The organism is uncultured Mycobacterium sp. (genome assembly GCF_964249325.1).
Taxonomy (GTDB): Bacteria; Actinomycetota; Actinomycetes; order Mycobacteriales; family Mycobacteriaceae; genus Mycobacterium.
The window spans coordinates 1-5,714 of the sequence record NZ_CAXUCH010000263.1 but is presented as its reverse complement, the minus strand read 5'-3'; the positions used below and the strand labels follow the sequence as shown (position 1 = coordinate 5,714).

Sequence of the window (5,714 nt, the reverse complement as noted above, 5' to 3'; positions counted from 1 at the left end):
CAACCCGCCGCAACCAGGTCCCTTCACTCAACCAGTGCGGAAAACGGGCCTAGGGTGGCAACGACCGCGACGGCAACGGCCACCACGCGGAACAGCATCACACGGACCCGCCGGGCGGGCGGCGGCAGCGCGTCATCCCCACCGTCGACGGCCGGGCGGCTCGTCGTTTTCGGCGTGGCCATTGATCAAGTCTCTCGTCGCCACCGGTGGCAACTGGCTATCGAGGCAGGCTACCGCTTGCTGGGCCCAGCAGTGGAGAAACCGCACTATCGGCAGGCACAGCAATTGCAACGACCGGTATCGCCGGAAGCGATCCGGCTCTTGTCGACGAGGTCGAGTCCACACCCAGGAAAGTGGGTCTCGCGGACCGGACCGTGACACCTACACGGGGTGTAGTCAGCGCGATGGGTGCAGAAAATAAAAATTGGCGCGGAGACGCACAGGTCATGCCACAATGCTTTTACGGCCGCGGTGACCGAAGGCGCCCAATACGATGAGCGATTTTCACAGGGCAGTTTTCATTACGTCTCGGGAGCTATTCCCTAACCGAGACGACGCATTGGTGTCCACCCAGGATCGTGCTAGATGTACGCCATAGGCCTTTGTTTTGACGAAGACTACCTGCTGCCTGGGCTGGTCACTATCATGTCGGTCGCGCACTCAACTTCAGCGTCTGACCGAAAGTCGATCGCGATACGAATAATCACCCACGATCTGACCAAGCCTCATGCTGACGCAGTTGCGGCTTTTTCGAAGGCACTTGGCTTCGGGTCTTTCGATGTTAAGTGGCGCAGGTTGGATGAAAGATATGAAAAATGCCGCACTATGGAACTGGCCTATATAACTACGACTACGTTTCTTCGATTTGAATTCAGTTCGGACTTTGTGCAGCGACCGCACCTTGTCTATCTTGATTCCGACCTCCTGGTACTGGACGACATCTCATCACCATTCGAGTCCGTCGGGGCTTCACAATTGGGTGTAGTCCGAGACGAATTCAGTCCAACCGTTGGGGAGTCTGCTGCCCTCCCCGGCTTCGTCGACCAGTTTCCGTCGCACTACGGAAGACCATACTTCAATGCTGGAGCAATTTGGCTGAGTACAAGTTTGATGCCGACGGTCAAAAACGCTGTTGTCGGCGTCCTCGGGGGAAGCAAAAGCCGCTATATCTACTATAACGAACAAGACGCGATGAATATCTGGTTGCTTGAACGGGGCGCCGTAAAGCAGCTGCCAGGCCATCTGAATCGGTTTGAAATCGGCCGGTTTCTCGAATACACCGACTGGCCTAGAGGAGTTGTGCCCGAGATAGACGGACCGCGGCATACCTCGGTGCTGCACTTCATGGGGGAATTCAAGCCGTGGCTCAAGCGGTGCCCAACGACACCCGGCGTTCGACTTTATCGCCTCCAGTTGGGTGAGGCGCGAAGGCTATTACGCAAACTTGGCATTCAAACAATCTGTGTCCGGGAAGAGAGCTGACCAAAGGATGTAGCAGTTCGGTGTGGCCTCCGCGCTCATAAATGCTGATCGGTCGCCAACTGCGAAATCCAGTCAAGCGTTGTCCGCACGAACAGCTCCTGGGCCGTGACCCGGCTCAAGCCGTGCAGCTCGCCCGGCAGCACCCGTATGTCCAACGATGAATCTTTGGAAAACAAACCCTCAAGGGACGCGTGACGCACTCTCAGAAAGTCGCGGTAATAACTGTCTTCCGCACCGTAGACGAACAACGTGGGTATTCCTCGGGCTCTCAGAGTCTTGGCATGCTTCAAGAACAAACCCCCCACGTCGCAGGAGTCGCCAATGTCTCCGCGCGCTTCATCGCCCAGCGGTGGCGCCATCAGCACCATGGATCGCAAGCGTGGGCCTTCGGCGAGGGCGTGCATTGCCGCGCGCGCACCGTAACAGCAGCCGACCACTACAAGATCAGTTCGACCGCCAGTGGCCAAACATTCAGTTGCCCCCACCACATCGGCCGGATTGGGATCACCGAGGGCGTATGGCCCTACTACCCCCGTGCTCTCGCCGACTCCGCGATAGTCGATCCGCAGCGCTCTGTGTCCGTAGCCAGCAAGCTCGCGGGCGAGGTTGACGAACATCCGGTTGCGATTCGTCGACGGGGTGTACATACCCCCGGGGAGCAGCAGAACGTCGTAGCCGCTGGGCTTTCCCGCCGGCTCGGTTACCACGCCGAAAACGTGGTCCGCCTCAACGGGGATGTACACGCAGTGCTCGTCACCTGCATGGGCTCGGGTCTTAGCCGCCATAAGACACCTCTCTGGCCGGGACGGTGGCGAGCCAAACGGCTGTCTCTTCGACGAGCCTGCCCACAGCACCCCGGTGCTCATCCGCTCCCCAGTCGGCGTCGTCGAACCACCAGGATCGTTCGTCTCCTACCACGCTCGTAGTGACGTCGAAGCCCCGTTCGCGAAGACTCATGGCGTGACCCGCTGCTTGTTGCGTGTGACGGGTATCGCCGATCTCAACCATCTTGACCGTCCGCGTGTGCGGACCGAGCTCGACGGCGAAGCAGATCGTACGGGCCGACAGGTAGAGCGCCGAACCTAACGTATAGCCCAGGATGTCCAGAGAATGTCCGGAACACAAAAGGTCCTGCGGAGCAGGCGTTTCGTCTGCTCTGCCCGACCCGGCCAGGCGGCCGACGCGAAGAATCCGGAAGAGCTCCTTAAAGTAGGCGGCCCCCGTTGCGGGCGCGTTCCAACAGGCCAGCGGCGAACGGGTTTCGCGACCAGCAGCAGCGGCTACCAATGCGCCCAAGCGGCTGCCGAAATAAACCACTTGCTCGACATCGGCCTGTCGGCGCGCCCAGTCGCGGACATGCTCGACATCATCGACCATCCCCCGGAAAGTGACCTCGCCATCGTCGCTGTGCCCGGTACCGAGGTAGTGCAGCCGGACCGCGGCGACCCTTAGCTTCGCCAAACGACGAGCGAGAAGGACCTCTCGACGGTAGTTGTACTTCCATTCAGCCCCGATGGACGAGCAAAGAACCACCATCCGTCGGGCGGGCCGGCCGGGCATGTGCAGGCACGCGAAAACGGCGCCTCCGGGGGGGCCGACGAAGGTTGGACACTCTCGGCACCCGTCGAACGCGAGCTCATTCCGCACTGCAGCCATCATCTGCAGCCCTATTCCTCGGGGCCCGGCTGTCGGGCTTTCCTCCGAAGCGGATGGGGGTGTAAGCGGAGGTCGAATCCGCCGATCGCGACGACCCGGACGCTGTGCAAATCAGCGCTCAATCCGATCGGCAGCCCAAACCCGAGAATCACATCCTGATCTTCCACGAAAACATCGTGGGCCTCCGACCAAACCGCCAAATACCGGCCTAGCGGGTGTCCGCTTGGTGGGCAAACGGCCAAACACCGGGACGAGACTTTGCCGCCACCCGGACGGGGGATAGCCGACATGCCCGTCGCGCTGCTCGCATCGGACTGTAGATCCAATACCGGGATGTCGCTTGGCGCTCCCCCGCAGCGGTACCCTGGTCGTCAGACCTAGTAAGCTCGGCCCACTTGGGCAAGCTTCATATTCACGTAGTTCTCGATGCGAACCAGCGTGTCCAGGTGCTGCGAGGTGATCTCATTGTCGAGGACTTCGATTCCGTATTCGGTCTCAAGGAACTGTACAAGGCTGAGCACTCGTATGGAGTCGAGAACCCGCCCTTCGATGAGCGAAAAGTCATCGGTCAGCAAGGAGGATTCGTCCGGCCATTTTAAGTCTTCGATGATGTATTCACGGACCCTGTCTCGAATGCTCATTCTTAACTCTGCTCTGTATTCTAGCCAGCACTTTCGGCAAGCGTTCGATAATCAACTTTTCCCGTTGCGGTTTTTGGCAAGGCCTCGCATAATTGTATCGAATTTGGGAGCATATAATCGGGGAGGAAAGCCTTGCAATGGGCGAGGAGTTCACGCTCTGTAGCTCCTTCTATCGCGACCGCGTACGCGATGAAGTTAAAGCCGAGAAGCCCATTCGGCACGGGGACGACAGCGCATTCGGTGACTTTGCCACTCTGGTAAACAGCAGCTTCTATCTCCCTTAGGTCGATACGGTAGCCGCGGCTGTTCAGTTGGGTGTCTCTGAGTCCGACAAATATCCATAGCCCATCTGGATTGCGCGACACGACGTCCCCCGTGCGGTAGGCGACTTCGCCCTCACCCGGTGGAACAGTTAAAACGTCCCTGGTACGCGCGTCGTCCTCTAGATAGCCCAGCATGACCGTCGGCCCACGAACCCAGAGCTCGCCTTCCTCACCCGCTTTAACACGATTGTTCTCGTTGTTCAAAGCGAAACATTGAACTCCCGCGATGGGCCGGCCGATTGGCAGCGTCGAACATGACTCGGGAAGACGTTGAGGTACCTGGTAGTAAAGGCAGACATTCGTCTCAGTTGGGCCGAATAGATTATAAAATACTGCCTGAGGGACGGCAGTCAGGAGCCTGCGCAACACCGGCAGCGGGAAGACTTCGCCCGCGAAGAGCACGAGGCGCAATTCAGGGAGGGGGATTTTGCTCAAACCACCCCGCAACTCCATCAGCATGAGCGCCGACGGCACCGAGTACCAAACCGTGATCCTTTGATCTCGGACAAACTGAGCGAGCTCGCTGGGAAAAGCGTTCATCTTTGGGGGGACCAACACCACCGTTGCGCCTGCCGCGGCAGCGGCGAATAGATCAAAGACGGACAAATCGAAATGCAACGGGGCGTGGTTGACCAACCGGTCCTGCGGTCGCAACGCGAACTCCTTCGCTGCCCAGCGCACAAACGCCAACGCGTTGCGATGGCTGAGCTTGACACCCTTCGGACGGCCAGTCGAGCCAGAGGTGTAGAGAACGTAGGCGAGATTGTCCTCCGAGTTGTGCTCCACGTGCGGTCCGCGTCCACCGCCAGTGCCCAGCTGGCCGTCATCGACGTGGTTTTTGTCATCGAGGCCCGTTTCGCGGCACGCCGCATGAAGCGTCACCGGGATGCAATGCTCGATTTGACTGTCCGGGACCGCCCACGCAATGGGCACCATGCTTTCTGCTGAACCGACGAGTACTACACGCAACCGAGCGTCGCCCAGGATATATCGAATCCTCGCCGGCGGGGCCGTCACGTCGAGAGGCACGTATGCAGCTCCTGCTTTCAAAATGCCGTAAATGCCTACGATCGCCTCGAGCGACTTGCCGACGAAGAGACCAACCAGCGCCCCACGGCGCACTCCTGCCGCGCGCAGTGCATTCGCAACATTTTCCGCGTGATAATTTAGCTCGCCATAGTTCAGCGTCCGGCTGCCATCAATTACCGCGGGTGAACTGGGCCTGGTGCTCGCGGCGCTTTCAAGCAGTCGGTGCAATAGATCGGCCATGACCTCATAACCCCAGCAGTTTTGCTATTATGTCACGCTGGATATCGGAAGTTCCGGAGTAGATGCGACTTGCCAACGCATCGCGCATCTCACGCTCCTGTGCTGTGTTGGCGATATACGCAGACGCGCCGAAGTTCTTGAACGCGGTGAAACTCGATTCTATGAAAGCCTCGCTGAGGAACAGCTTAGTGATAGCAGACTCAAGTGGGGTACGTTTGCCTTGGTCTTTGAGCCAGGCAAGTCGATACAGCAATTGGCGACCGGCCTCAAGACGGACGCGCACGTCGGCAATGCGGTGGGAAACCGCTTGATTCTTGCCGATGGGCTGACCAAAGCGGAGGTG

The 5,714-nt window shown here is 59.0% G+C and carries 7 protein-coding genes; 1 reads left to right on the top strand and 6 read right to left on the bottom strand.

Annotated elements, in window-relative coordinates; all coding sequences use genetic code 11:
• Positions 1-23: 23 nt before the first annotated feature.
• A complete protein-coding gene (locus ACFE99_RS22045) occupies positions 24-182 on the bottom strand; it encodes a hypothetical protein (RefSeq protein WP_375488568.1) in 159 nt (52 codons plus the stop codon).
• Positions 183-585: 403 nt separating this feature from the next.
• Here ACFE99_RS22045 and ACFE99_RS22040 point away from each other — a divergent pair, with 403 nt between their 5' ends.
• Entirely contained in the window at positions 586-1,482 is an 897-nt protein-coding gene (locus ACFE99_RS22040; RefSeq protein ID WP_375488566.1) for a glycosyltransferase, read from the top strand.
• 35 nt (positions 1,483-1,517) lie between these two features.
• Here ACFE99_RS22040 and ACFE99_RS22035 read toward each other — a convergent pair whose 3' ends face one another.
• The 5 genes from ACFE99_RS22035 to ACFE99_RS22015 all read right to left on the bottom strand — a co-directional run.
• Positions 1,518-2,267: an alpha/beta fold hydrolase gene (locus ACFE99_RS22035; protein ID WP_375488564.1), complete on the bottom strand. Its 750-nt coding sequence runs from the start codon at positions 2,265-2,267 to the stop codon at positions 1,518-1,520.
• Complete coding sequence (locus ACFE99_RS22030) at positions 2,257-3,042, bottom strand: hypothetical protein (protein ID WP_375488562.1); 786 nt, start codon at positions 3,040-3,042, stop codon at positions 2,257-2,259. Before ACFE99_RS22030 ends, ACFE99_RS22035 begins: the two co-directional genes overlap by 11 nt.
• A 473-nt stretch (positions 3,043-3,515) precedes the next feature.
• On the bottom strand, positions 3,516-3,779 hold the full coding sequence (locus ACFE99_RS22025) for a hypothetical protein (protein WP_375488560.1): 264 nt from the start codon (positions 3,777-3,779) through the stop codon (positions 3,516-3,518).
• A 20-nt stretch (positions 3,780-3,799) separates the two neighbouring features.
• Positions 3,800-5,371 carry an amino acid adenylation domain-containing protein gene (locus tag ACFE99_RS22020; protein WP_375488558.1) on the bottom strand — a complete coding sequence of 524 codons (1,572 nt, stop codon included), beginning with the start codon at positions 5,369-5,371 and terminating at the stop codon, positions 3,800-3,802.
• A gap of 4 nt (positions 5,372-5,375) precedes the next feature.
• Positions 5,376-5,714 (bottom strand): acyl-CoA dehydrogenase family protein (locus ACFE99_RS22015; protein WP_375488556.1); only part of this gene is annotated, 339 nt, incomplete at its 5' end.

Coding starts and splice junctions, on each gene's coding strand:
- ACFE99_RS22025 (WP_375488560.1), bottom strand. CDS start 3,779: ATGAGCATTCGAGACAGGGTCCGTGAATACATCATCGAAGACTTAAAA.
- ACFE99_RS22035 (WP_375488564.1), bottom strand. CDS start 2,267: ATGGCGGCTAAGACCCGAGCCCATGCAGGTGACGAGCACTGCGTGTAC.
- ACFE99_RS22045 (WP_375488568.1), bottom strand. CDS start 182: ATGGCCACGCCGAAAACGACGAGCCGCCCGGCCGTCGACGGTGGGGAT.
- ACFE99_RS22040 (WP_375488566.1), top strand. CDS start 586: ATGTACGCCATAGGCCTTTGTTTTGACGAAGACTACCTGCTGCCTGGG.
- ACFE99_RS22030 (WP_375488562.1), bottom strand. CDS start 3,042: ATGCCCGGCCGGCCCGCCCGACGGATGGTGGTTCTTTGCTCGTCCATC.
- ACFE99_RS22020 (WP_375488558.1), bottom strand. CDS start 5,371: ATGGCCGATCTATTGCACCGACTGCTTGAAAGCGCCGCGAGCACCAGG.